Here is a 24,191-nt window from a genome sequence, read left to right on the forward strand (position 1 = left end):
ATTAAAAATGTAACAAAAACAATACTTTACAGACTTATACATTATAAAACAGGAATAATTATTCCTGTTTTTTTTATTTTTTTATTTTAGGATATACAGCTGGATTAAAATAATAATTATGTAATTTTAAATTAAAATCATCCAATGAAGTATCGTACAGAAATTGCTTTCCGAAAAGAATCCCTTAAAAAATTATTGCACAACATTATAGAAAATGAAGAGGCAATCATTAAGGCTTTGTATGATGATTTTAAAAAACCAGCTTTTGAAGCCGTTTTAACAGAAACTAATTATGTCATTAGTGACTTGAAAGAAACCATAAAAAATATCGATTCCTGGGTAAAACCAAAAAAAGTTTTTGCTTCTCTCTTAAATTTTCCCTCATCCGATTATATTTATAGTGAACCTTACGGAAATGTATTGATTCTTTCTCCTTGGAATTATCCGTTTCAATTGGCTTTATGTCCGCTTGTTGCGGCTGTCGCAGCAGGGAATAGAGTAACTTTAAAGCCATCTGAACTCACTCCAAATACTTCGAATATAATTTCCAAAATTATCACTGAAACTTTTGCTGTAAAAGATGTTGTGGTTGTAACGGGAGATGCAACAATTGCACAGGAATTATTAAATCAGCGTTGGGACTATATATTTTTCACCGGAAGTGTTGCTGTTGGTAAAATAGTGGCGAAAGCTGCTGCCGAAAACCTAACGCCTGTTACGCTGGAATTAGGCGGAAAAAGTCCTTGTATCGTTGATGAAACCGCTAATTTAGAATTAAGTGCCAGACGCATTGTTTGGGGGAAAATCATAAATGCCGGACAAACGTGTGTAGCTCCTGATTATATTTTGGTACACTATAAAATGAAGGCTACTTTCGTGAAATTACTGATTCAAGAAATTGAAAAAGCACTTGGAACAAACCCGGAAGAATCTCCTGATTTTGCGAGAATCATCAACCTGAAAAACTGGCAACGCCAATTACGTTTATTGGAGAATCAGACCATCCTTTTTGGCGGACAATCCAACAAAGAGACATTGTACCTTGCTCCTACTTTACTTGACGAACCAAAAATGGATAGTTTAGTGATGAAAGAAGAAATTTTTGGCCCTGTTCTTCCTATACTTTCTTATGAATCGAAATCAGATATTGAAAAAATAATTTCAAGCTTCGAAAAACCATTATCCTTATACTTATTTTCCCAAAATAAATCATTTATCGATGAAGTGTTACAAAAATATTCTTTTGGTGGCGGATGCATCAATGATACGGTAATTCATTTGGCTAATAATCGTCTGCCTTTTGGTGGTGTTGGAAATTCCGGAATGGGAGCATATCATGGAAAATTAAGTTTTGATATTTTTTCCCATAAAAAAGCGATTGTAAAAAAAGGAACTTGGCTGGATTTACAAATGCGTTATGCGCCTTATAAAGACAAATTAAAAACCATTCAAAAAGTATTAAAGTGGCTGTAACCAATGAAAAATCAGTAAGCGAGGCCATAAAATACCGACGCTCAGTTCGGGTTTTTAAAAACGAAGCTATTGATGAGCAAAAAGTAAAAGAATGCATTCAATTAGCAACTTTGGCACCAACGAGCAGTAATATGCAACTTTGGGAATTTTACCATGTTGTTTCGCCAGAAATAATACAAGAAATAGCCAAAGCCAGTTTTGATCAGAATGCGGCCAAAACAGCACAACAAATAGTGGTCGTTGTAGCGAGAAAAGATTTGTGGCGCAAAAGAGTACAATCAAATATTGATCATTTAAAAACTCAATATGGCACTAAACCGGAAGCGGATTATTCGAAGAGAGAAAAGTTTGCGTTAAATTATTATCAGAAAATTATTCCTGCCCTTTATTTTGATTTTTTAGGAATTATCGGAATGATAAAATTTCTTGTTTTTCAAGTTATTGGAATATTCAAACCCATCTACAGACAGGCTAGACAAAGCGACATGCGAATCGTAGCTCAGAAAAGCGCTGGACTTGCTGCACAGAATTTTATGATAAGCATGGCGGCTCTAAATTATGACACCTGTCCAATGGAAGGTTTTGATTCGCTGAGAATTAAAAAAATATTACATTTACCGGCTCGTTCAGAAATAAACATGATTTTAGGCTGTGGAATAAGAGAAGAACAAGGAGTTTACGGAGAACGATTCAGAGTTCCTTTTGACGAAGTATATTTTAAAAAATAAAAAACTAACAAACCAAATAATACCAAAACCAAATGATTAAAACTACACAAGACCGTATTGAGGAAATAAAAAAGAATGGTTATACCTTAGATTTTGGAAATGTTTTCAACCATGCATTCGAAAATTATAAAAAAATTGCATTGTATGGCGGTTTAATGATTTTTGTCATTTTTGTTCTTCTCAGCATTTTTGCATTTGGAGTACTGATTGCAATTTTTGGAGGCACAGCAGTTGTAGATTTTTTAAAACCGGAAAATTTAAAACCGGAAGAATTTAGTTTAAATACCTTACTGATTTTCTCTGGAATTTCTATATTAATCTCTTGCTTAATAAGTCCATTGACAGCAGCACTAATAAAGATGGCATATTGTGCTGAGAGAGATGAAGAATTCCATATTTCAACGATGTTTGAATATTATAAAGCACCGTATTTCAAGGAAATTTTCATAGCTACATTTGTAATTTCCATAATTAGTTCCATATCCTCTACTGTAATTAATTACACACAAATACCAGTTATTAGTTTTGTTGTCACAGTAATTATAGAATTATTTACCATTTTAATGATTCCACTTATTATTTTTGGAAAACTAAAAGCTATTGAAGCTTTAGAAGCTAGTATTCTAATTGTTTCTAAACAACCTTTAATTCTACTAGGATTAATTGTTGTTGGATCTATTGGCACACTGGTAGGCCTTATTGGATGTTGCATCGGAATCGTTTTTACCCTACCCTTCTTGAATTCATTGTATTATGCTATTTACAGTGAAATAATAGGATTTGATCCTGAAACTGAGATTGAAAATAGAAATTAAAAAACATTTTTTATGCTAAAAGCCAAAATTTAAATTTTAATGAATTTTGGCTTTTATTTAAAATAAATCCTTACATTGAAATCAATATCAAGGTAGAACCCCAAATCTAGTCTTTCAAATCTAATTAAAATACTTCTATGGTGTCATACTGTAGCCTATTGACTATTTCCAACTCAAAATTAGTTTTATTTTGGGCTTCTAATTTTTTTACTATGAATACTCTTTTATGGGTAATAATTGCTACTTTATTTATTTTTCTAGCGTATAAAATTTATACCATAAAATCTACTTTAAGAAGCAAACTATTAGACAAAGGAGTCGAAACTACTACTAAAAGCAAAGAATATCAGCTCTATTTACTCTTTTTAGGGATTATACTTCCTTCGATAGAAGTTATTTTTGAAATTTTTAAAATTAGACCTATAAGTTTATTAATTCCCAATTGTACTATTGGCTTTTCTTTAATTTTATTGTATTTTATAAGTACCAGATCTATTATAGTATTTCGACATATCAAACAAATTTTCATTGCGTTATTCATAATTTATTTTTGCTTTATAGCCCGAAATCTAATTTATTCTCCAACTGATTTTATACCTATAACCGCTTTTGTTGTTTCTTTTTTCTTTGCTTATAATGTGCTAAAACCCATAAATGTGTATTGGTGTTTTGTTACATCTGTTTTTATGTTTTTAGGTATTGCTTACGTTTTAGAAATAATACCGTTAAAAACTAACATTGCACTATTTATTTATTCTTCTATAATTCTGATTGTAAACTACATTCATCACGTATCATTATTAAACATTGATGTCGAATTTCGTTTTAACAATCAAATTATTAATAAAGGAAATTCACTTATTCTGGCAACAAATAAAAAGGGTGAAATTGTTTTTTGCAGCGAAAATGTAGAAACTATTTTGGGATATACCGTTGATCAAGTTATGGGATTGGGTTACTGGAAAGAAACTGAAGATACTGAATTCTACGGGGAAGATTATCATACTAAATTTAAGATAGACAGGTTGTTTATCCGAAAAATTAAATGTAAAAATGGGGAATATAAGCACATACAATGGAATGATAAAAAATTTTCTGAAGATTTAATTATCGGTATTGGTCAGGATGTAACCAATGAAGTCCATTTACAGAATCAATATAAAAATTTAATTCAAAATGCAATCGATCTTATTTTTGAGGTAGATGATAACGGTAATTTCACATTTGTCAATGCATTTACTATTAAAACTTTAGGCTTCAAAAAAAAAGAAATACTAACCAAGCATTATTTAGAATTCATACGCGAAGATTACAGCAATAGCATAATGGATTTTTACCAAAACCTATTAGAAAATGAGCAAAACTTTCCAACGATTGAATTCCCATTATTAAAGAAAAACGGAGAAGAATTATGGGTTTCCCAAAAGGTAATCATTAATCGAAATGATACAGGAAAGATAATAGGATACTCCGGTATTGCAAGGGATATCACTAAATTCAAGGATATTGAATTTGAAAATAAAATTCGTCAGGAAAAAGTAGAAGAATACAATAAAACGATTAAAAAACTATCGACTACAAACTTCAGTAATTATAAAAATCTGGATCGTAGTATAATGCAAATCATTGAAGCAGCTGCAAAAGTCTCTAAATGCAGTCGCGTTAGTTATTGGAAATATACCGAAAATGTGATTACTTGTGAAAATTTATATGAATTAGAAACCAATAGCTATAGCAAAGGATATGTTTTAGAAAAAGAAAATTATCCTATTTACTTTGAATCTATAAAAAGTAAAAAACAAATTAGTGCTCCAGATGTTTTAGACAAATGGGAATTATCCGAGTTTACAGAAAATTATTTTTTAAAATACGATATCAAATCACAACTCGATATACCCATTTTTATCAATGGAGAATTAACGGGAACTATCAGTTTTGAAACTTCAAAAAACAAAAGAAATTGGGATAATGATGATATCATTTTTGCCAGAACGATTTCGGACATTATATCATTAACCATAATTTCACACAGTAGATATGAAACTGAGAAAAAATTAGAATACAAGAGCGAGCTTTTATCAGCAATGGCACTTTGTACCGAGAAATTTTTAAATAGTAAAGATATAAATGACATTTTCTCAGATGTACTCATTATTATGGGTCAAGCAACTAAATCGCACAGGGCGTATTACTATGAAAATGATGTAAACACTGGATTAATAAGTCAAAAATACCGATGGATAATCCATAATATAAAACTAACTGAAAACAATGTAAAGCTTCAAAATTTACCATATGAATACTTTGAAGAGCTAATAACGCCCCTTTTAAAGAATAAAATATACAGAGCCATAATTCCTAAAATTGAAAATATTTCTTTGAGAAATAAATTAGTTAATGTAGATGTAGTGTCATTAATTCTTTTTCCAATTTTTGTGAGGAACAAATTTCATGGATTTTTAGGATTTGATGACACTCAGAATGAAAGAATATGGTCCGAAGATGAAGTTAATATTTTGCAAACATTAGCCAGTAACATCGCATCTTCTATTGAGCGTATTGCTAACGAGACCGCTATTAATGAAAGTGAAGAAAAGTTCCGTTTATTAGCTAATAATATTCCTGGGACCGTTTATTTATCTAATTATGATGAAAATAACACTAAAATTTACATTAATGATGAAATTGAAAAACTAACAGGATATCCTAAATCAAGTTTTCTGAATGATCAATTGTCCTTCATTGACTTAATTCATCCAGAGGATAAAACGAGTACAATTGCAGCACAAAAAGATGCCATTGAAAACAAAAGAGCCATTCACTTAACCTACCGAATTATACACAAAGACAACCATATTGTTTGGGTAGAAGAGTTTGGAGATGCAATTTACAAAGACGGAAAAATTGCATTTATTGAAGGTATTTTTATTGATATTACGGAGAGAAAACAAACGGAAACCGTTGTACAGCAAAAGGAATTAGCTGAAGCTGCGAACAAAGCAAAATCAGAATTTTTGGCTAATATGAGCCACGAAATAAGAACGCCTTTGAACGGAATTATTGGTTTCACCGATTTATTGATGAATACGAATCTAGGAGTTACCCAAGAGAAATATATCACAACGGTAAATCAATCGGCGCATTCATTGTTAGATATTATAAATGACATTCTTGATTTCTCAAAAATAGAAGCCGGAAAACTAGAGTTATTCATAGAAAAATATGATGTTGGAGAAATGTTGAGTCAAATTATTGATTTGATATTATATGAATCTAATTTAAAGAAATTAAATTTAAAACTAAATATAGCCTCAGATATTCCTAAATATTTTTGGGTGGATAGTGTACGTTTAAAACAAATATTGATTAATCTCCTTGCCAATGCAGTAAAATTTACGGAAAAAGGTTCTATAAAATTAGATGTAACTGTTCTTGAAAAAATAGACGATTCTAATTCAAAAATTCGTTTTGCCGTCATTGATACAGGAATTGGAATTTTGGAACAAAACAAAAAGAAAATATTTCAGGCATTTTCTCAAGAAGACAGCTCAACGACAAGAAAATTTGGGGGTACAGGACTGGGATTAACCATTTCGAACCAATTATTGGGTTTAATGAACAGCCGTTTACAACTGAAAAGTGAAATTGATTTAGGCAGTACTTTTTATTTTGATTTGGATTTAAAAACCAGTAACGAACCAGTAGAAAAGGTTAACTTACTTGAAACTGATTTTGATTCTATTAAAGATATAGTCGTTAAAAGAAACATAAGTAATAAAAAAATCAAAATAATGATTGTTGAAGATAACAAAGTGAATATGTTATTGCTTAAAACAATAATTAAAAACTTAGATATAAATCCGGTGATTTTTGAAGTTACAAATGGCAAAGATGCTGTAGATCAATTTGAGGAAATAAATCCTGATATTATTTTCATGGATATCCAAATGCCCATCATGAATGGATATGAAGCGACCCAATTAATTAGAAATTTAAAATCCGGTCAAAATGTACCCATCATTGCAATTACTGCAGGTACCGAAAAAGAAGAAAAAGAAAAATGCCTTACAGCAGGAATGAATGATTATATCCCAAAACCAATTATAAAAGGAATCATTGAAGAAGCAATTACTAAATGGACTAGTTAACATCTTCTAAGAAAGAATATTTATCGTTTAAAATTTTATACTTTTATATATATTCATTTTTTAATAACAGCTAAAAATAACACAATATGAAATGGAGTGGTAGACGTTCAAGTGAAAATTTTGAAGACCGAAGAGGAATGTCCTCTGGAGGAAAAACAATTGTAGGAGGTGGTATTATTGGAATTATTATTTTGTTATTGAATGTTTTTGGTGGAGAAAATGCCCAAATGCTTACGCCAATATTAGAACAAATGAATCAGGGAAATGGAGCTCCTACTGAACAAAGAGCCTTAACCGCCCAGGAAATTGAAGAAGGCAAATTTATAGAATCCATATTAGTAGACAATGAAGATGTGTGGTCAAAGATTTTTCAAGAAAATAACATGCAGTTTACAAATCCCAAATTAATATTATTTACAGATGCTGTAGAAACTGCTTGCGGTAATGCTACATCTGCTTCGGGACCTTTTTATTGTCCAGGTGACCAAAAAGTGTATATGGATTTAGCTTTTTTTGAAGAGCTAAAAACTAGATTTGGTGCTCAGGGAGGTGATTTTGCTACCGCCTATGTAATTGCCCACGAGATTGGTCATCATGTACAAACCTTGTTAGGAACTTCCGCTAAAATGAGACAGATGCAAGAAGGAAAAAGTGAAGCCGAAGCCAATAAATTATCTGTAGCTTTAGAATTGCAAGCTGATTTTTATGCTGGCGTTTGGACCCATTACAATCAAAAAATGAACAATTTCTTGGAAGATGGCGATATTGATGAAGCTTTAAGTGCGGCACATGCTGTAGGTGATGATGCAATTCAGTCTAAAATACAAGGACATATTGTTCCGGAATCCTTTACGCACGGAACTTCTGCTCAACGTAAAGCTTGGTTCATGAAAGGATACAAAACGGGTGATATCACTCAAGGAAATACTTTTGCAGAGTTAGAATAAAAATTTATTTAAAAATACATTCAGATAAAAAATAGGGCAAATTGTCCTATTTTTTTGTTTATAACAGATTAAAACGAAGTACTATGATTTTATTTAAACAAAATCAAGCAATCAAAAGCACATCGAAAAATTAGCAGTACCTTTGCCCCCAATTAAAAAAGTAACCTAAATAATAGTGTTTACTTTATAAACACTATTTATGTCATTCAACTCATTAGGCTTATCTGATGCTTTATTAAAAGCCATCAGCAAAAAAGGATATTCAACTCCTTCACCAATTCAACAAAAAGCAATTCCACCCATTTTAGAAGGTAAAGATGTATTGGCATCTGCACAAACAGGAACAGGAAAAACAGCAGGTTTTACACTACCCATATTACAATTATTATCACAAGGGCAACACTTAAGCCGCAGACCCATTCGTGCCTTAATATTAACTCCAACAAGAGAATTAGCAGCACAAATATTGGCCAATATAAAAGAATACAGTGCCTTTTTAGATTTACGCAGTACCGTTATTTTTGGAGGCGTAAACCAAAATCCACAAGTGACGCAATTGCGTCAAGGTGTCGATATTTTAGTCGCCACTCCAGGTCGATTAATCGATTTGCAAAATCAAGGTTTAATTTCGCTTGCAAAAGTTGAAATCTTAGTTTTAGATGAAGCAGATCGCATGCTGGACATGGGTTTCGTACGAGACATTGAGCGCATTATAAAAGTATTGCCTTCAAAAAGGCAAAACTTGATGTTTTCGGCAACCTTTTCAAAAGACATCAAGAAATTGGCAATGGGTATTTTGCACAACCCAGTTCATGTGGAAGCAACCCCAGAAAATACAACAGTCGATGCTATTATTCAAAAAGTATATCCTGTTGTCAAAGAGAAAAAAACAGAACTGATCATTAAATTGATTACGGAAGGAAACTGGAAACAAATTTTGGTTTTTACCCGTACCAAACAAGGTGCCAATAAACTGACGGAAAGCATGATTAGTGCCGGAATCAAAGCAGCTGCTATTCACGGAAATAAAGGTCAAGGCGCACGTACCAAAGCCTTAGCCGGTTTCAAAGACGGAAGCCTGACCGCTTTAGTCGCCACTGATATTGCAGCGCGAGGTCTGGACATCCCGTTATTACCGCACGTTGTCAATTTTGAATTGCCTAATATTCCTGAAGATTACGTGCACCGAATTGGTAGAACTGGTAGAGCCGGAGCAAGTGGAGAAGCTATTTCGTTATTTAGTCCGGACGAAACTGTCTTTTTACGCGATATAGAAAAATTAGTGGGTTTGAATTTGCCTAAAGAAAACATCAAAGGTTTCGAACCCGATCCTAACGCTTCCAAAGAACCTATTAAACAAGGGCAAGGAAGACAACAGCGCAATTCGACTCCTAAGAAACCAAAAACAGACACTACAAACCGTAGCAGCAACAATAGTTTTGGTCCAAGACGCCCAAGTCAAAATAATGACCGACGTTCTAATAGATAATTAATTTTTATTCTTTTTTAGGAGCAGAACGAGTTCGTTTTTTTAGAACGTATTTCCCGCTATACATTACAAACCTTCTTAGGGCTGAACACCAGCTCTAAGAAGGTTTTTCATTTCTATCGGGGCTATTGAGAACGTTTTTACCTTCATAATACCATTTTGCAAATTCATCCCCAAATTAACAATAGCCGAATAAATTGTAAGAAAAAAACAACATATTTAGGATAAATAGTATGACTGTCACAATACCTATCTACTGTAAATTGGGTGTTTTTGTATGGCTTTGTCATACATATATAATAGTTGGTGGTAAGCTTATAAAGAAACTCTTTAAGAAAGACGAAAATCAGAAAAATTAGCTATTGATGTTTATAAACAACTAAACAGAAAATGTTTTTACCAGATTTTGAAAATGAAGTAGCTAACAGTTTTGAAAATGAAGAAAAAGGAGATTTTCTTTTAAAAGTTACAGATTACAGTCTTTGCGGATTTTGTGCTTTTTTAATTTTGATTTTTTAATTAGCATGTTTTTTTATATAGTAAGCAGAGTAAGATAATAATAAAAGTAAACAAGTAGCTGAAGAACAAAGTTGTAGATAACCTGTAAAAGATAAAGAATAATAGTATCCTATTATTAAATATAAACTCTTAAAAACTAAAGAGAGTGATATATATGTATCCACTCTAGTGTTACGAAGTTCCTCCATATATTCTTTTGTATAGAGCCTAATAAAATGCTCCATTCTAAAAAATACCAAGAAGTAAAACATAAACCATATAAAAGAAAGTGAAAAATATAAAGGTATTTGAATTACTATTAGTTCTTTTAAAAAATCAGGCTTGAACATATAAATTCCAACCTGCCAAAACATAGATATAACAACAACGTAAAAAATAGTTTTGAAAGTTCCTTTACCAATATTTTTAATCAACGAAGCAAGTATTTCATTCACAGTAATAAAAATTTTAATCAAACATAAGAAAATTATTTCATAAATTGCGGTTTAAAATTAATCTTTATGGAACATAGTATTGGTGTTGGTGCAATTGTAGGTTTGGTTTTTGCTTCTTCAATTTACGTTTGGAATAATGACAGATTCAGTAGTACACAAAAAACAATATTATTAATTTGTATTATTTTTCCACCTGCGCAATGGCTAGGTATTTTAATTATATCTGTTTACAACTCTAACATAGAAAACAACACGCCCGAAAGAAAAACTGAAAAGAAATTAGAGTCTACCATTTCAAACTTAACAGAGTTAAAGAGTAAAGGAATTTTATCCAATGAAGAATATAACTCAAAAGTTAAGAAAATTAAAGTTGAAAAAACAGAACAGAACTTAAAAAACTCTTTAGAATACAAACAGCTAAAAAGTTTATTTGATAGTGGGATTTTGACAAAAGAGGAATTTGAAAATAAGATTCAGTTATTACAAAAAATTTCAGAAAAAGAAGTAAACACAAAAGAAATTAATAAAAAAATTGATTCAACAAATAAAACTTATTTTGAAGTAGTTGAAGAAAAAAAAGAAAGTTTAATTCCTATTTATATAGGTTCAATTTTATTTTTTGCTTTAGTAAGTTGGGGAATAATGCTATACTCAAATAAAACTACAAGTAATTCAGAAGATATATTTACTCCTCCTGCAATTGATACTTCTACTAATTACAATACGAATAGTAATAATACAAATTATCAAGAGGCTCAAAAAGAAGAGGAAAAAATATTTGTATACGGAACTGTTGATTATAAGTATTTCGAACTTGAATATTTTGAAAATAGTTCTTATCCTGCATTAAAAAAAGAAGGTAAAACTTGCTCACCTGTTTTTGAAATAAAAAAAGAAGAGCTTGCCAAGTTTAAGCAAAAATTCTATTCTTCCGTAGATGTACAACATTATAACCACTCAAACTCATCTTTAGAATACGGCTATTTTACCTACCCAGAAACAGTTGAAGTTTTAACGTTTGTAACTATGGATGAAGCAAATGAATATCAGATGAATAATTGTGATAAAACATTAAGCACATTCTTTTATTTTTAACTGACTAAAAGAATTTTATACTATTTTGAAAAGTATTGCTTATGACTATTTTTCGTTCTATTCTTGTTAAATCAGCATTTTTAATAAATAGATTACAAAAAGGAATACATTGTTTAATAACTAAAATGTCTCTTTCAATAGCTTTAAAAATTCCTTAAATATGCCCCCCCGCTATGCAAAGTCTCTGACTTTGAGTTTTTAATTTAAATATTCTTAAAAATCGAAAACGATATAAAAGTCTCCTGGCTTTTCCCCTAAATGTCTCAAGAATTAATCAAAAATCTGAAATCTGTTACTTTTTATACTGAAAACTGTTGTTCCCAAATACAACAATAATTTAAAGCATTACTTAACAAATTACACCAATACTTTCTATAAATTAAGACCCGCTCCGCAAAGTCTCCGACTTTGAGTATGTGTTTTTCAGTCTCCGACTGACCTTAAAATTCAAATATATGAAAAACAAAATCAGTTAAAAACCGAAAGTCACTTCCTCAAAATTTGAGACTTTGTGGAATGTAGTAATTAACATTTGAAATCAAAAATCGTTAATCAAATATCTGAAATCTGTTCCTTTTTATACTGAAAACTGTTGTTTCAAAATACAAAAATATTTAAAGCAATAATTTACAAATTAGTATGCTATTCGTACATATTCAAATCTAGATTAAGAATAGTACCTACTCTACTAAACTCTTCATTAATCTTTGCATTCAAGATAAGTGGTTCATTTGTTATTGGATGATTAAAAATTAACTGATGTGCATGAAGCATCATTCCTTTCAGTTCAAAATTCTCCAACCATAATTTATTTTGTTTGTTACAACCATGTGGCCGACTTCCTAAAATGGGATGAAAAATATGTTTGAAATGTTTTCGTAATTGATGCATACGTCCAGTTTCAGGAATCGCTTCTACCAAACAATATCGTGACGTTGGTTTATTGTTAAATTCTAACTCAATTTCGGTACTTTGCAATCGATGAAAGTAGGTTACTGCATTTTGTATAATGCCATCATCATTGGTTAAATCATAATCAATCGTTAGTTCTTCAGGTGACCAGCCACGTAAAATTGCTAAATATTTTTTTTCGACTTCGCGTGTGGCAAAACGATCATTCATAATTTTTAAAACATCCTTGTCCAACGCAAATAACAAGACACCAGATGTTTTGCGATCTAACCGATGAACAGGATAAACGTGTTGCCCTCCTATTTGATTTCTCAATTCTTGAATCGCAAAAACTTTTGCATCGCGCGCATAAAATGATTTGTGGACCAACAATCCACTTGGTTTATTAATTGCAATAATATATTCGTCTTGGTAAAGAATTTCTAACATTTGGCAAAAATAAAAGAGATTTCTATCGAAATCTCTTTTTTGACTTATTTATTTCTATACTTTTCTTTTTTCTCCACTAGCGCGAGCGTATTCTCAATTTTGCAGCTATTAAATATCTAAAATCAAATATCGTTAATCAAAAATCTAAAATCTATTTTAGCCCAACCAACCATCTCTATCCAAACTTCTATACTGAATGGCCTCAGCAATATGGCTCGAAATTACTGTTGGAGCTGCATCCAAGTCGGCGATTGTGCGTGCCACTTTCAAAATCCTGTCGTAGGCCCTAGCGGAAAGATTCAATCGTTCCATTGCAGTTTTTAATAATTGTTTGGATACATCATCCAACGCACAATGTTCCCGAATGTGTTTGGTATTCATTTGCGCATTGTAATGGATGTTTTCCATTTGCTCAAAGCGTTCCGTTTGGATTTCTCTTGCCGCAGTAACTCTTTTCCGAATGTCAACACTGCTTTCTGCTTTTTGATCTTCGGATAATTTGTCGAAAGGAACCGGCGTCACTTCAATATGAATGTCAATTCTATCCAATAATGGACCTGAAATTTTACTCAAATACCGTTGCATTTCATGTGGTGATGAAGTTTGTGGCGAATCGGGATCGTTGAAGAAACCACTCGGACTCGGATTCATACTTGCCACCAACATAAATGACGATGGATACGTCACGGTAAACTTAGCTCTGGAAATCGTCACTTCCCGATCTTCCAGTGGTTGACGCATCACTTCCAGAACGTCTCTCTTAAATTCCGGCAACTCATCTAGAAACAAAACACCGTTGTGCGCCATAGAAATTTCGCCGGGCTGCGGATAACTTCCTCCTCCGACAAGCGCAACATTCGAAATAGTATGGTGCGGACTTCGAAACGGACGTTGATTCATCAAACCTACTTCCTTTAGTTTTCCGGCAACACTATGAATTTTAGTCGTTTCTAGTGCTTCACGCAACGTCATGGGCGGGAGAATACTGGGTAATCTCTTAGCTAACATTGTTTTTCCTGCGCCCGGTGGTCCAATCAAGATAATATTATGTCCTCCGGCAGCGGCAATTTCCATACACCGCTTGATACTTTCTTGTCCCTTGACATCTGAGAAATCAAATTCTGGAAAGTCTAATGTTTTATAAAATTCGGCTCGCGTGTCAATTGTTGTTGGTTCCAGAGTACCTTTTCCTTCCAGGAAATCAATTACTTCCTGCACATTTTCGATTCCATACACGTCTAATCCGGCCACAATTGCGGCTTCTTTTACATTTTGCTTTGGAAGAAAAAAACCTTTAAAACCTTCTTCTTTGGCTTTAATCGCAATTGGTAAAGCTCCTCGTATCGGTTGAAGGCTGCCGTCAAGGGAAAGTTCCCCCATAATGATGTATTTATCAACATCATCCGCTTTTATTTGACCCGAAGCAACTAGAATTCCTATGGTTAAAGTCAAGTCATAAGCAGAACCTTCTTTACGCAAATCAGCAGGCGCCATATTGATGGTGATTTTTTTTCCAGGCATCGCATATCCGTTATTTTTGAGAGCCGCCGCAATCCTGTAACTGCTCTCCTTAATAGCATTGTCTGGCAAACCAACTAAATGATATCCAATACCTTTATCAATATTTACCTCTACGGTAATTGTTGTGGCTTCCACTCCAAAAACAGCACTACCAAAAACTTTAACTAACATGTTTACTTATTTGATTCTAAAATTAGCTAAACATTTTTAATTATTATAATTATTCCTACAAAATTTAAAAATGATACAGAATAGTAGAAATTATGTCAAAATAATTAGAATAATATGACGGAGTCGCTCAATTTGTTTTTTTTCTTCAAAAAACAAATGTTAAAATCAAAAAAAAATAATGCTTAACATATTCCTTTTTTTACTTTTAGAGAATAATTAGAAACTATCCTATGAAAAAAATCTTACTTCTACTCTATTTCAGTGTTTTATTGCCAAAAACCTACGCACAAGAATACTTTCCTAATAATGAAAGTGTTCAAAACAAAAACACCAATTTTACCGCTTTTACCAATGCAAAAATTTATGTTACACCAACACAAATTATTGAAAAAGGTACGTTACTAATCCAAAATGGAAAAGTTATTGGCGCAGGAAATAACATCGCAATTCCTAAAAACTGCATGACTATTAACTTAGAAGGAAAATCAATTTATCCTTCATTTATTGATATGTACACCAGTTTTGGAATCGAAAAACCAAAAGGAATTACCAGTACTGAAAGAAATCCTTTATATGACACCAAAAAAACAGGGCATTACTGGAATGAAAGTATTCGTTCAGAAGTAAATGGATATGAAAGCTTTAAATACGACCAACCTAAAGCCGAAGAATTATTAAAAGCAGGATTTGGTATCGTGGGAACTCACGTTCCTGACGGAATTGCTCGCGGATCAGGAACACTGATTGCTTTGAATAATTTTGATAAAAGCAACCAATTATTATCCGATAAAGTAACCAACCATTTTGCTTTTACTAAAAGTGCCACAACAAATCAAGCTTATCCAAGTTCATTGATGGGAATGATGGCATTACTTCGTCAGATGTATTTAGATTTGGATTGGTACAAAAAAGGAAATTCCACAACCAAAGATTTATCCTTGGAAGCCTTATCCAATAATGAAAAACTAGTTCAAATATTTGCTTCTGAAGACAAATTAAACAGTTTGAGAGCTTCCAAAATAGCTAAGGAATTTGGGTTAAATTATATCTTGAAAGGAAACGGAAATGAATTTGAACGAATTGAAGAAATCAAAAAAACAAATTCGAAATTTATTATTCCGATCAATTTCCCGGAAGCTTATGATGTTTCTGACCCAAATCAAGCCAACCAAATGGAATTGAAAGATTTGCGTTTTTGGAATCAAGCACCAACGAATCTTAAAGTTCTATCACATAATGGAATTGTTTTCGCTTTGACGACAGACAAGTTAAAGAAATTGGAAGATTTTAGACCAAACTTATTAAGAGCCATTAAATACGGATTTGATAAAACGAAAGCATTAGAAGCTTTGACTACTATTCCCGCTTCACTTTTAGGGAAAAGTAATGAAATAGGAAGTTTGAAAATAGGAAGTTTAGCTAATTTTATTATTGCATCCGGCGAGATTTTCAATGAAAAAACAATACTATATGAAAACTGGGTTCAAGGAAACAAATTTGTTATAAACGATATTACAATTAAAGATATTCGCGGTAGCTATGATTTGACCATTAACACCGAAAAATATAAATGGAAGATTGATGGCGAAGTTGCAGCACCAAAATCTGAGGTAACTACAGTTGATAATAAAAAAATAAAATCAAAACTTACGTTTACCAATAACTGGATTTCAACGGTAATCAAACCTATTGATTCTACTAAAACCAGCTTCACAAGATTAATTGGATACGTTGAAGACAATCAGACTCTTTCAGGAAAAGCAGTTTTATTCAATGGAAATGAAGTGAAATGGTCTGCAATAAAAACAGCTCCTTTTATAAAAGCTATTGATTCCTCAAAAATTGAAAAGAACAACGCAATTATGCCAACAACATTCCCTAATGTTGCTTATGGTAATTTGAAAAAACCAACGACACAAACACTTTTATTTAAAAATGCCACTGTTTGGACCAACGAAAAAGACGGTATTTTAGTAGAAACTGACGTATTGGTTAAAAACGGAAAAATTGCATCTATTGGAAAAAATATTTCTGACGCTTCAGCAACTATTATTGATGCCAAAGGCAAACATTTAACCAGCGGAATTATTGATGAGCATTCTCATATTGCAATTTCTAATGGTGTAAATGAAGGCGGACACAATTCCAGTGCCGAAGTAACCATTCAGGATGTAGTGGATTCTGAAGACATCAATATATACAGAGACTTAGCCGGTGGAGTTACCACTTCGCAATTATTACACGGTTCTGCAAACCCTATTGGCGGACGTTCAGCGATTGTAAAATGGAAATGGGGTGCTTCAGCAGAAGAAATGCTTTACAAAGACCAACCTGGATTTATCAAGTTTGCTTTGGGAGAAAATGTAAAACAAGCAAACTGGGGAATCACTAATCCTACCCGTTTTCCTCAAACCAGAATGGGTGTGGAACAAGTTTTTACAGATTACTTTCAACGCGCTAAAGAATATGATACCGCTTGGAAAAATTACAATGCATCTGGCAAAAAAGCAAAAGGAAAAGCACCTAGAGTGGATTTAGAATTGCAAACATTAGCTGAGATATTAAATAAAGAGCGCTTCATTACTTGTCACTCTTATGTACAATCGGAAATTTTGATGCTGATGAATGTAGCTGATAAATTTAATTTTAAAGTAAATACGTATACCCATATTCTTGAAGGATATAAAGTTGCCGATAAAATGAAAGAACACGGCGTAGGAGCTTCAACTTTCTCAGATTGGTGGGCTTATAAATTTGAAGTAAATGACGCCATTCCTTTCAATGGACCAATTATGCACAATGCAGGACTTGTAGTAGCTTATAACTCTGATGATGCAGAAATGTCAAGAAGATTGAATCAAGAAGCAGCAAAAGCAGTAAAATATGGTAATATTTCAGAAGAAGATGCTTGGAAATTTGTAACTCTTAATCCTGCTAAACTACTGCATATTGATGATAAAGTAGGAAGTATAAAAGTAGGTAAAGATGCTGATATTGTATTGTGGAACGCTAATCCGTTGTCTATTTATGCAAAAGCTGAAAAAACGTTAATCGAAGGTGTAGTGTATTATGATGTTCAAAAAGATGTAGAACAAAGAGTAGCTATCGCTAAAGAACGAAATGAGTTGATTGGTCAATTATTACAAGAAAAGAATAAAGGAATGATCACTCAAGAGCCTAAAAAAACGGAAAAGAGAGAATACCACTGTGATACTTTAGAAGAATAAAAAATAAAATCTAAAATTCACTGCGAGCGCTTTTGCCAAGAGGCAAAGCAATTCCAAATAAAAAAATACAAATATGATGAGTAAAAAAACATATCTATTGCTATTGGTATTTAGTTTATCAATACTTACAAAAGCACAACAAACACCTGCTCCCAAGCAATCAAAGTCAGTTTTAATTCTTAATGCTACAGCACATTTAGGTAATGGTGAAATAATTGAGAACAGCGCCATAGGATTTGTGGACGGAAAAATTACTTTGGTTGCAGATGCCCGAGTAATCCGATTAGCCGAAGGTGCCTATGATGTTACAATTGACGCCGCAGGGAAACATGTATATCCTGGATTTATTGCTCCTAATTCAACATTGGGTTTGGTTGAAATTGATGCCGTGAAATCTTCTGATGATGAAGACGAAATTGGAACTATGAATCCCAATGTAAGAAGTATTATTGCTTACACCGCTGATTCTAAAGTAATAGAAACAGTACGACCAAACGGGATTTTAATGGCACAGATTACACCTCGTGGCGGAACAGTTTCTGGGTCTTCATCAATTGTTCAACTGGATGCATGGAACTGGAATGATGCGTTGATAAAAGAAAATGATGGAATTCACGTAAACTTCCCTACTAGCTTTAGAAGAGGTGGTTCTAGGTTTGAACCAGGAAATATCGAAGCCAATAAGGATTATTCAAAACAAGTTTTAGAATTATCCGTTTTTTTATCAAATGCTAAAGCCTATTTAGGCGATAGTTCAAAAGATCGAAATTTAGTCTTAGAATCTACAAAAGGATTATTTGATGGAAGCCAGACTTTGTATATTCATGCCAATGAAGAAAAACAAATTATCGATGCCGTGCAATTTGCCAAAGAAAATGGAGTAAAGAAGATGGTAATTGTTGGTGGATATGAAGCATATAAAACGGCTGAATTATTACAAAAAAACAATATTGGCGTATTGCTTAGACGCGTCCATGACATGCCAGAAAATGATGATCATGATATTGATTTACCATATAAATCAGCTAAATTATTGACCGACAAAGGAGTTATTGTAGGTTTAGAAAATAGTGGTGCGCATGAAAGAATGAACACTAGAAATTTACCCTTTTTAGCTGGAACATGCGCAGCTTATGGACTAGACAAAGAACAAGCTTTACAATTAATTACATCAAATACTGCTAAAATATTAGGAATTGATGCGCAATGTGGTACCTTAGAGCAAGGAAAAGATGCTACACTATTTATTTCCGAAGGGGATGCTTTGGATATGAGAACCAATAAATTGACCAATGCTTTTATTCAAGGTAGAATGATTAGTCTGGACACCCATCAAACAAAGCTGAACGACAGATATAAAACAAAATACAATCAAAAATAAAGTGATATAATGGGACTATTTAACGCCATCTTAGGCAATGCATCAGAAGTTAACATTGAAAATGTTTCGAATGAATTTGAGCCAATCTTAATTGATGGAGAAATAATTGAAAAAGCATACAAACTTATTCGGGATATGTTTATTTTTACCAATAAAAGGCTAATCTTAGTCGAAAAACAATTGGTTGGAACCAAAGTTGATTATATGTCAATCCCCTACTCCAGTATCAAAAAATTCTCTAAAGAAAGTGCTGGAATATTAGATATGGATGCTGAATTAAAAATTTGGTTAAATAACGATAATACACCAATTGTCAAACAATTTGGTAAAGGAGGGAATAACATCAATGAAGTGTATAAAATTTTAAGCCAACATCTTTTAAAATAAAGAACATTATTCATTAACTTTAAATAATTGCACCAATTGTATTCATTTCGATTGGTGCATTTTTTTTTAATGATATTCAACTTTTAGTAGAAAAAATAAAACCCATTCGAATATAATACCTCTAAATTCTTATAATTATTGTGCTGTAATCTCCTAAAAAGATAATTTCTCTTAACCTTACTTTAACAAATTGTAAATTTTAACTTTAAATTATAATATACCCATAATGAAACAGGGTCTAGACTAAAAAAATGACAAAAATAAAACATTAAGTCATATTTTTAAAGGGGCTTATTAATGATTTTTATATTTTTATCGAAATTTAAAACTAAAAAACAATGCGAAAAATTATTTTAAGTGTGATATTAATCACGATTTTGGTATTAACCCTTTGTTCAAATTATTTCATAATTGATACTCCTGCTCCAACAGAAGCTGTAAAATTTGATACCGGCGATACAGCATGGATGATCGTTGCAACAGCACTTGTATTAATAATGACGCCAGGACTTGGTTTTTTCTACGGGGGAATGGTAGGAAAAAAGAATGTTATCAGTACTATGCTTCAAAGTTTTATGGCTATGATAATTGTTACTGTTTTATGGGTAGTTATCGCCTTTGGTTTATCATTTGGCCCTACTATAGGAGGGATAATTGGTAATCCGTTACCTAATTTGTTTTTTCAAGGTGTTAATACAAATACCGCTTGGAGTCTTGCTCCAACAATACCTTTCATGTTGTTTGCTTTATTTCAAGCAAAATTTGCAATCATTACACCTGCCTTAATAACAGGAGCTTTTGCAGAAAGAATTCGTTTCTGGGCTTACTTATTATTTATGGTATTATTCATATTACTTGTTTATGCTCCATTAGCACACATGACTTGGCATCCAGATGGTGTTTTCTTTAAAATGGGAGTATTAGATTTTGCTGGAGGAACGGTAGTTCACATGAGCGCTGGATGGGCTGCACTAGCAGGAGCAATTTTCTTAGGAAAAAGAAAAATACAAAAAGTTAATCCTGCTCGTATTACTTACGTATTGTTAGGTACTGGTTTATTATGGTTTGGATGGTTTGGTTTCAATGCAGGTTCAGCATTAGGATCTAATGGTTTAGCTGTACAAGCATTAGGTACAACAACTGTAGCTGCTGCTGCTGCTGGAATGGCTTGGGTATTTCTTGATAAAATTCTTGGACACAAACTTTCTGCAATGGGAGCTTGTATTGGTGCTGTTGTAGGTTTAGTAGCTATTACGCCTGCTGCGGGTTTTGTAACTATTCCTCATGCAATGTTCATTGGTATTTTTGCCAGTATTGTTAGTAATCTAGTTGTTAGTAAATTCCCTAAAGGTAAAATTGATGATGCTTTAGATGTATTTGCTTGTCACGGGGTTGGTGGTATGGTTGGTATGTTATTAACAGGTGTGTTTGCTTCTAAATCTGTTAACTCAGTAGTAGGAGATAATCAAGGACTTATTTTTGGTGATGCTACATTGTTTTTAAACCAATTAACTGCTTTAGTTATAGTTTCAGTATTCGCATTTTCAGCGTCTTATTTCCTTTTCTTTATTGTAAACAAAATAACTCCACTAAGAGTAAGTGAAGAAAAAGAAGAATTAGGTTTAGATATTTCTCAACATGGTGAGTTTCTATAAATCGATTTTCATACATTAAATTAAAAACACTCTGAATGTCTCAGAGTGTTTTTTTTTGCTTAAAATCTAAGTAATAAGTGGTGTTAAACTACAAATCAAACTTCATCATCAGTTAAAAACACATGTCTCTATTAAAACAGAACTTCTTATTTATTTTAAATTAAATAAACCCAATATGCTTCTATAAAATTATATTACAAACTAATCTCAGTTTACTTTATAACTATTCTATTTTTAAATATTCGAATTACTTTTATAGAAATTGAATTGAAATCATTCGATTGAAAACCCATACCTAATCAATAAAACTGAATATATTCCTTTTCAGAAAAATTAAAATGCTAAAACAATAAAAACTCCATCCCAATTAAAATTGAAATGGAGTTAGTTTAAAATTTGTTTGCAAAATAACTATTATTGTTTTATCAGTCTAACGGTTTTTTGGTTCATACCCTGACTGATTATTGCAATATAAGTTCCAGATGGCAGGTCGTTCCCAAACCTAATAAATTGACCATCAATACTTTCTATGTGTTTTATTGTTCTTCCCAGAACATCGTACACCATTATGTCAACTTTTTCAGTGCTGCCGCCTTTCATCTCTACATTAAAGTATTGGTTTGACGGGTTGGGGTATGCTATAACATTGAAATTTATTGGATCTGTTGGTAATTCAATTTCTTGTTTTACAGTATCCGGCCCTGAATTTGTCCGAGCTGTTGGAATTCCTAAATTAAATCCGCTTTGGACTTTCAGATTTCCACCTGCCAATTTCATTTGTTGAGTTTTAAATGACACCCAATTACTAGAGAAAATAATATTTGCTGGAACAGTTGGATCTGCAGTCCCTTCAACTAATACAAAAGATATCATATCATTTAAACCAGGCTCTCCATTATCTGTCATCTTAACATATAGATATTTATTACCTCCCATAGAAATAGTTGAAAGTGGATTAGTTATATCAGTTAAGTTAGTTTTTGAAACATACTCAGCTGTCTGACTCGCTTGATTAGTTGCATTCACTCCTAATGATAACATTGCATTCGCTTTTATTTGATATGAATGTACAATACCATCATTTTCTAATCTGCGGAAAATAATATTCATATTCCCATTCAGATTTTTTCCTGTTTTATTAAACTTCACATTAAATCCAAAGTTCACTTTTTTACCTGGTGTTGAAGCCATTGTACCAATTGATTGTGTAGGTACGATGTAACCACCTCCAGTTATAAAATCTCCTACCGGTAAGTAAACTGTAACAACTGTATTATCGTCTGGATTATTACGGATATAATAACCATTATCTACAATAACACCTACGTTAAGAAATATATAATCAGCATTACTCGGTAAATTTACTAAATGGTTATAGGATACGGTTCCCACTTTCGTATCTGTTGGATTTAGTAAAGTAGTTACAGGAATCCAACCAGATATATCTGCACCAGTCTCTCTATTTACAAACTTCACTTTAGCATTTCGAATATCCCCAGGGAATACATCATAAGCAGGATCTCCAGGCACTGAAATGTCAAAGATATTAGCTCTCAATTCAACTGTTGCAAATCTTGTAGATGAACTAGCTGTTGCTTTCATTATATCACCAGTATAATCAACCCATGCATCTTCTTTATTAATAGTTAAAGTATTTGTTGGAGCTAAGTTACTGATGCCAAAATTACTATCCGCACCATTAATAAAAGCTGTTACTGTTCTACTTCCAGGAGACATTTGACCCACTACACTTTCTACTAAAGCATAGGTACTTGTGGCAACTAAATCTGAACCAATTACATTAAAATTAGCTGTACCCATTGTTTGAGTTCCTACTTTAAAGGTAGCAGAGACTGCCGCTTGCGGACCACCACTTACTAACGGAGCTCCACCTACAATTCTCGATGTAAACGTAGCCTGATCACTGTATTGAACAGCAGTTGGACTAACAGATACAGTTGAATTTACTGGAGCTGGAGTTATAGTTAATACTCCATTTGGATTAGTTATATTATAGTTCGCTAATCTACCATTAGGATCTGCCAACGTTCCAATAATTGGATATGTTGGACCCGGCGCTACTACTGTTGCATTGGCAACACCACCTGTACTGGCGCGTGTAATAGTAATATTATCATTTGCTTGGATTACTGTTATGCTTCCTGCATAATCTGCATTCGTTAATGCAACACCATATACTTTCGAACGACTTGTGTTAACCACTGTTAAGTCTGCTTTAGTTACTGTCAAGGCGCCATCAGGATTGCTTACTGTATAGTTCGCTAATCTATTATCGGGATCTACTAACGTTCCTACAATTGGATAAGTAGAACCTGCTACTGTTGCATTAGCAACACCTCCTGCACTTGCACGTGTAATGGTAATATTATCTCCCGCTTGGATGCCTGCTATACTTCCTGCATAATCTGCATTAGCTAATACAGCTCCATATACTTTCGAACGATTTGTGTTAACCACTGTTAAGTCCGCTTTAGTCACCGTCAAGGCGCCATCAGGATTGCTTACTGTATAGTTCGCTAATCTTCCATTTGGATCCACTAACGTTCCTACGATTGGATAAGTAGAACCTGCTACTGTTGCATTAGCTGCATCACCCGTACTTGCACGTGTAATAGTAAGATTATCACTCGCTTGGATACCTGTTATACTTCCTGCATAATCTGCATTGGCTAATACAGCTCCATATACTTTCGAACGATTTGTGTTAACCACTGTTAAATTGGCTTTATTTACATTGATCTGAACTGTTTTACTTGCTGCGTTATAATCAGCAGTTCCTGCTACATTAACCGTTAGGTCTTGTGCAACACCCGCATTTAAGATTGTGCCTGATGCTGGT

The 24,191-nt window shown here is 32.8% G+C and carries 15 protein-coding genes; 11 read left to right on the forward strand and 4 right to left on the reverse strand.

The window, feature by feature from the left end:
• Positions 1–144: 144 nt before the first annotated feature.
• From QLS97_RS12885 to QLS97_RS12910, 6 genes are all read left to right on the forward strand, one after another.
• Positions 145–1,473 carry an aldehyde dehydrogenase gene (locus tag QLS97_RS12885; protein WP_282717189.1) on the forward strand — a complete coding sequence of 443 codons (1,329 nt, stop codon included), beginning with the start codon at positions 145–147 and terminating at the stop codon, positions 1,471–1,473.
• A complete protein-coding gene (locus tag QLS97_RS12890; protein WP_282717190.1) occupies positions 1,464–2,201 on the forward strand; it encodes a nitroreductase family protein in 738 nt (245 codons plus the stop codon). The genes QLS97_RS12885 and QLS97_RS12890 overlap by 10 nt, the downstream gene beginning before the upstream one ends.
• A gap of 32 nt (positions 2,202–2,233) precedes the next feature.
• Positions 2,234–3,016 (forward strand): hypothetical protein, encoded by a 783-nt coding sequence (locus tag QLS97_RS12895; RefSeq protein WP_282717191.1) that lies wholly within the window; start codon positions 2,234–2,236, stop codon positions 3,014–3,016.
• Between the two features lie 212 nt (positions 3,017–3,228).
• Positions 3,229–7,164, forward strand: a complete 3,936-nt coding sequence (locus tag QLS97_RS12900) for a PAS domain S-box protein (RefSeq protein WP_282717192.1) — start codon at positions 3,229–3,231, stop codon at positions 7,162–7,164.
• A gap of 86 nt (positions 7,165–7,250) precedes the next feature.
• A complete protein-coding gene (ypfJ, locus tag QLS97_RS12905) occupies positions 7,251–8,111 on the forward strand; it encodes a KPN_02809 family neutral zinc metallopeptidase (RefSeq protein WP_282717193.1) in 861 nt (286 codons plus the stop codon).
• Positions 8,112–8,310: 199 nt separating this feature from the next.
• Positions 8,311–9,600 (forward strand): DEAD/DEAH box helicase, encoded by a 1,290-nt coding sequence (locus QLS97_RS12910; protein WP_282717196.1) that lies wholly within the window; start codon positions 8,311–8,313, stop codon positions 9,598–9,600.
• Between the two features lie 515 nt (positions 9,601–10,115).
• On the opposite strand, the gene QLS97_RS12915 is transcribed toward QLS97_RS12910, so the two are convergent.
• Positions 10,116–10,553, reverse strand: a complete 438-nt coding sequence (locus tag QLS97_RS12915; RefSeq protein ID WP_282717197.1) for a hypothetical protein — start codon at positions 10,551–10,553, stop codon at positions 10,116–10,118.
• A gap of 66 nt (positions 10,554–10,619) precedes the next feature.
• Here QLS97_RS12915 and QLS97_RS12920 point away from each other — a divergent pair, with 66 nt between their 5' ends.
• Complete coding sequence (locus QLS97_RS12920; RefSeq protein WP_282717199.1) at positions 10,620–11,648, forward strand: SHOCT domain-containing protein; 1,029 nt, start codon at positions 10,620–10,622, stop codon at positions 11,646–11,648.
• A gap of 642 nt (positions 11,649–12,290) precedes the next feature.
• Here the strand turns inward: QLS97_RS12920 and QLS97_RS12925 are convergent.
• Together QLS97_RS12925 and QLS97_RS12930 are read right to left on the reverse strand one after the other, a co-directional pair.
• On the reverse strand, positions 12,291–12,989 hold the full coding sequence (locus tag QLS97_RS12925) for a pseudouridine synthase (protein WP_282717200.1): 699 nt from the start codon (positions 12,987–12,989) through the stop codon (positions 12,291–12,293).
• A 156-nt stretch (positions 12,990–13,145) separates the two neighbouring features.
• Positions 13,146–14,681 carry a YifB family Mg chelatase-like AAA ATPase gene (locus QLS97_RS12930; protein WP_282717202.1) on the reverse strand — a complete coding sequence of 512 codons (1,536 nt, stop codon included), beginning with the start codon at positions 14,679–14,681 and terminating at the stop codon, positions 13,146–13,148.
• 230 nt (positions 14,682–14,911) lie between these two features.
• Between QLS97_RS12930 and QLS97_RS12935 the strand changes: the two genes are divergently transcribed.
• From QLS97_RS12935 to QLS97_RS12950, 4 genes are all read left to right on the forward strand, one after another.
• Entirely contained in the window at positions 14,912–17,908 is a 2,997-nt protein-coding gene (locus tag QLS97_RS12935) for an amidohydrolase family protein (RefSeq protein WP_282717203.1), read from the forward strand.
• A gap of 76 nt (positions 17,909–17,984) precedes the next feature.
• Positions 17,985–19,289, forward strand: coding sequence for an amidohydrolase family protein (locus QLS97_RS12940; protein ID WP_428831793.1), 1,305 nt, complete (start codon positions 17,985–17,987; stop codon positions 19,287–19,289).
• Between the two features lie 9 nt (positions 19,290–19,298).
• Positions 19,299–19,676, forward strand: coding sequence for a PH domain-containing protein (locus QLS97_RS12945; protein ID WP_282717206.1), 378 nt, complete (start codon positions 19,299–19,301; stop codon positions 19,674–19,676).
• A 338-nt stretch (positions 19,677–20,014) separates the two neighbouring features.
• Positions 20,015–21,331 carry an ammonium transporter gene (locus QLS97_RS12950; RefSeq protein ID WP_282717208.1) on the forward strand — a complete coding sequence of 439 codons (1,317 nt, stop codon included), beginning with the start codon at positions 20,015–20,017 and terminating at the stop codon, positions 21,329–21,331.
• Between the two features lie 414 nt (positions 21,332–21,745).
• Here QLS97_RS12950 and QLS97_RS12955 read toward each other — a convergent pair.
• On the reverse strand, positions 21,746–24,191 hold a 2,446-nt coding region (locus QLS97_RS12955), incomplete at its 5' end, for a T9SS type A sorting domain-containing protein (protein ID WP_282717210.1).

The organism is Flavobacterium yafengii (assembly GCF_030010375.1).
In the GTDB taxonomy this organism is placed as follows: Bacteria; Bacteroidota; Bacteroidia; order Flavobacteriales; family Flavobacteriaceae; genus Flavobacterium; species Flavobacterium yafengii.

Excerpts from the sequence above, each read along its gene's own strand:
- QLS97_RS12885 (WP_282717189.1), top strand. The coding sequence starts at position 145 with ATGAAGTATCGTACAGAAATTGCTTTCCGAAAAGAATCCCTTAAAAAA.
- QLS97_RS12895 (WP_282717191.1), top strand. The coding sequence starts at position 2,234 with ATGATTAAAACTACACAAGACCGTATTGAGGAAATAAAAAAGAATGGT.
- QLS97_RS12900 (WP_282717192.1), top strand. The coding sequence starts at position 3,229 with ATGAATACTCTTTTATGGGTAATAATTGCTACTTTATTTATTTTTCTA.
- ypfJ (WP_282717193.1), top strand. The coding sequence starts at position 7,251 with ATGAAATGGAGTGGTAGACGTTCAAGTGAAAATTTTGAAGACCGAAGA.
- QLS97_RS12910 (WP_282717196.1), top strand. The coding sequence starts at position 8,311 with ATGTCATTCAACTCATTAGGCTTATCTGATGCTTTATTAAAAGCCATC.
- QLS97_RS12920 (WP_282717199.1), top strand. The coding sequence starts at position 10,620 with ATGGAACATAGTATTGGTGTTGGTGCAATTGTAGGTTTGGTTTTTGCT.
- QLS97_RS12925 (WP_282717200.1), bottom strand. The coding sequence starts at position 12,989 with ATGTTAGAAATTCTTTACCAAGACGAATATATTATTGCAATTAATAAA.
- QLS97_RS12930 (WP_282717202.1), bottom strand. The coding sequence starts at position 14,681 with ATGTTAGTTAAAGTTTTTGGTAGTGCTGTTTTTGGAGTGGAAGCCACA.
- QLS97_RS12935 (WP_282717203.1), top strand. The coding sequence starts at position 14,912 with ATGAAAAAAATCTTACTTCTACTCTATTTCAGTGTTTTATTGCCAAAA.
- QLS97_RS12940 (WP_428831793.1), top strand. The coding sequence starts at position 17,985 with ATGAGTAAAAAAACATATCTATTGCTATTGGTATTTAGTTTATCAATA.
- QLS97_RS12945 (WP_282717206.1), top strand. The coding sequence starts at position 19,299 with ATGGGACTATTTAACGCCATCTTAGGCAATGCATCAGAAGTTAACATT.
- QLS97_RS12950 (WP_282717208.1), top strand. The coding sequence starts at position 20,015 with ATGCGAAAAATTATTTTAAGTGTGATATTAATCACGATTTTGGTATTA.